Origin of the sequence: Oscillibacter sp. KLE 1745, from assembly GCF_000469445.2 — a bacterium.
Lineage (GTDB): Bacteria > Bacillota > Clostridia > Oscillospirales > Oscillospiraceae > Oscillibacter > Oscillibacter welbionis.
This window is the reverse complement of sequence record NZ_KI271727.1, coordinates 1-3112: the sequence shown is the minus strand read 5'-3', so window position 1 is coordinate 3112 and position 3112 is coordinate 1. Positions and strand designations below refer to the sequence as shown.

Here is a 3112-nt window from a genome sequence, read left to right as displayed (position 1 = left end):
GGGCTATGACAGCTCCATCGAGGGCTACACCGGCCCCAACTGGACCGTGTCCGTCATCAAGCAGGCCGTGGGCATTGGCCTGGACGACGGCAACGACGAGTTCGTGGGCTCCAAGGCCGTGACCCGCCAGGAGGCTGCCCTGTATGCGTTCAACATGCTGCAGGCCACCATGGTGGAGTATGACCAGCAGAACACCATCGTTGTGGGTGACATCACCATCAACACCACTTCCAGCCGTTCCGATGTGGAGAACAACGGCAAGAGCGACAAGTACATCAATTCCGATGGCAAGATGCAGTTTGCTGAGAAGTACTTCACTGATCTGAGACTGGATGACAGCGGCGAGGATGACTTTGCTCGCCCCTCCAACGTCTGGACCCTGAAGTCCGACGAGATCGGCACCTATGCCAAGGATGCTGACGCCACCTACACCACTAAGGTGGAAGTGGGAGACATCTACAAGGATCTGGGCCTGAACAAGACCGTTGCCAAGGACGATGTCTCTGTGTATGTGGACGGCGTTTCCTCCAAGGATCACCCCAACATGAAGGATCAGCTGCCCGTGGCCATCAAGAAGGGTGACGATGACACCAAGTTCGGTGCCAACGGTGTGTTGACCGAAGTCTTCTATGACGAGGATGACGGCACCGTCACTATCACCGAGGTCAACACCTATGTGGGCCAAGTGAGCAAAAACGTGGCCGCCACTTCTAAGAAGGACGCCTATGTGGTTGTCTCCACCTTGGATGTCGTGCCCTCCGAGAGCGGCAATCTGGAGTTCGAGACCAACGAGGAGTTCGAGGAGGACGCCTATGTCCTGTACACCTACTCTGAAGCAGCTGAGGAAGTGAAGTCGGTTGCCGCAGCTGAGGAAGTCTCCGGCACCGTGACCAAGGTTATCAACAAAGCCTCTGACGATGAAAATAAGGGGCTGACCATTGCTGATACCGCTTACAAGACCTCCAGGACCGTTTCCGGTGAGCTGCTGGGTGACGTGAGCGTGAAGAACGACTACACCGTCTACCTGGATGCCTATGGCTATGTCATTTACATCGAGGAAGAGGAACTGACCGCTCAGGACTATGCCCTGGTGCTGGCCACCGCCAACAAGAGTGACTTCGTCGGCAAGAAGGCCGAGCTCCTGTTTGCCGACGGCACCACCAAGGTAGTCACCACCGAGAAAGACTACAGCAACGATATTGCTGACAACACCATTGTTACTTACAAGGTGGATTCCGACAATGTCTACACGCTGAAGGAAGTTTCCTCCAAGCAGGACAAGGGTGGCTATAACAAGACTGTAAAAGAAACCGATATTTCCAACTTCGTTCTGAAGAACGACAAGGCCAGCATTAATGTGGACGGCACTGCCGTGACCGCCAACTCCAAGACCCTGTTTGTGGTTCAGGATACCGAGGACACCGACGAGTACACCGCCTATACTGGCATCAAGAACGCACCCAGCATTACGGCTGCCAGCGGCAAGGATCGTCAGGTCGACGTGTACTACTTCTGCAAGAACGGCAGCATGGTCACTGTCATGTTCATCATGCCCGAGTCCAAGGTGGACGTGGAGGACGACAGCTCCAAGATGCTGTTCCTGGCCGGCGAGTCTGTCTCCGATCTGATTCACGACGCGGATGACGACTACTTCGAGTACAATGCTGTTGTCAACGGCGAGATCACCACTGTCAAGGTGGCCGAGGAGCTGGGAGATGGGCTGAACGGCCTGTACAAGAGTTTCTCCACCAATAAGTACGGCGTCATCACCAAGGTGACCCGTTACGATTCCTTTGACAACACCACGGATTCCAAGCAGGCTGTGAACGGTGGCACCGGCGTTGACAAGCGTTCCGGCGACTACACCGTCATTCTGGATACTGCGGATGACAACTGGACTGTCAGTGTGGATGATGACGCCGCCTTCTACACCGTCGACAAGAAGGGCAACATCAGCACCGGCTCTTACCGTTCCGTGGTGAAGGACAACAACGATAAGGTCTATGCTGTAATCAGCGACTATCTGGTGCAGTCCCTGTTCATTGAGACCGTTGAGGACGATGAGAAGGACAGCGGCAAGGTGGAGATCCCCTCCAATGTGGTAGTGGACATCTCCGATCTCAACAGCATGACGGTCACCTACCGCACCGGCACCGATAAGCCCAACGCCATGGATGCCGTGGAGTACCTGAAGACCGCCCTGGCCGACAAGGGCTATGAGGTCGGTACAATTAAGAACAACAGCGGCACCTATGAGTTCACTCTGAATGATGTGGAAGGCGCTGCGAAGTTCAACTCCAGCACTGGAATCATTGAGGGCTATGCGGTCTCCATCAACGGCTCTGCCAAGCTGCTGGCTGCGTCCACCACGATCAAGGACCTGGCTCTGAAAGGCAAGTATGTAGAGATCACTGATAAGGACGGCACTGTCGACCACAAGGTGACCACTGACAATAGCACTACCATCAAGGATGGCTACAAATACGAAGATGGCTTCTACAAGGTTAACGAAACGGTTAACCTGAGTGGTGATGATAGTCTGACTGATAACTCTAGCATCTCCGTTAAAGCCTCCAAGCTCGGCGACAACGCCCTGTACATCAAGTCCGGTGAAGATGTCGAAATCGAGATCACGCTGGCTGCTAAGAACGACGCAGACTTTAATCTGACCGCGGGCATCATCGTTACCACAGTTACAAGCAACAATGGCGGTGCTCTGACCGGCGATGTGGCAAACGTCTCCCTGTGGGATGCTGGCGATATCGCTCCCAAGTCCAGCGGTACTGCGGACTCTCAAACCCTGACGGTTAAGATTTCCGACAGCACTCCGATCACCAATGACATCACTCTGACTGTCACCCTGGCTGACGCCAACGCCTGAGATTCTTTTCGGTATATCAGCATTTCTTTATAACGAAAGCCCCCACTCTTTTCAGAGTGGGGGCTTTTGCTCATTTTAGTCCCGTGCACAGGTAGTCAGCCCAGAAACAAGCAGGAACTATTTTTCTGAGAAAGTCGCCAGGCCGCCCCGGCAGAAACAGCCCATAAATCCAGACGCGCAAGCGTCCATCTTCCCAACAGCCGCGGCCTCCAGGAAAATTCCTGGAGGCCG

Annotated in this window: 1 protein-coding gene; it reads left to right on the top strand. The window is 54.3% G+C overall.

Going from position 1 to position 3112, the window contains the following annotated elements; all coding sequences use genetic code 11:
- Positions 1 to 2881 (top strand): hypothetical protein (locus HMPREF1546_RS19205; protein ID WP_021751908.1); only part of this gene is annotated, 2881 nt, incomplete at its 5' end.
- Between the last annotated feature and the right edge of the window lie 231 nt (positions 2882 to 3112).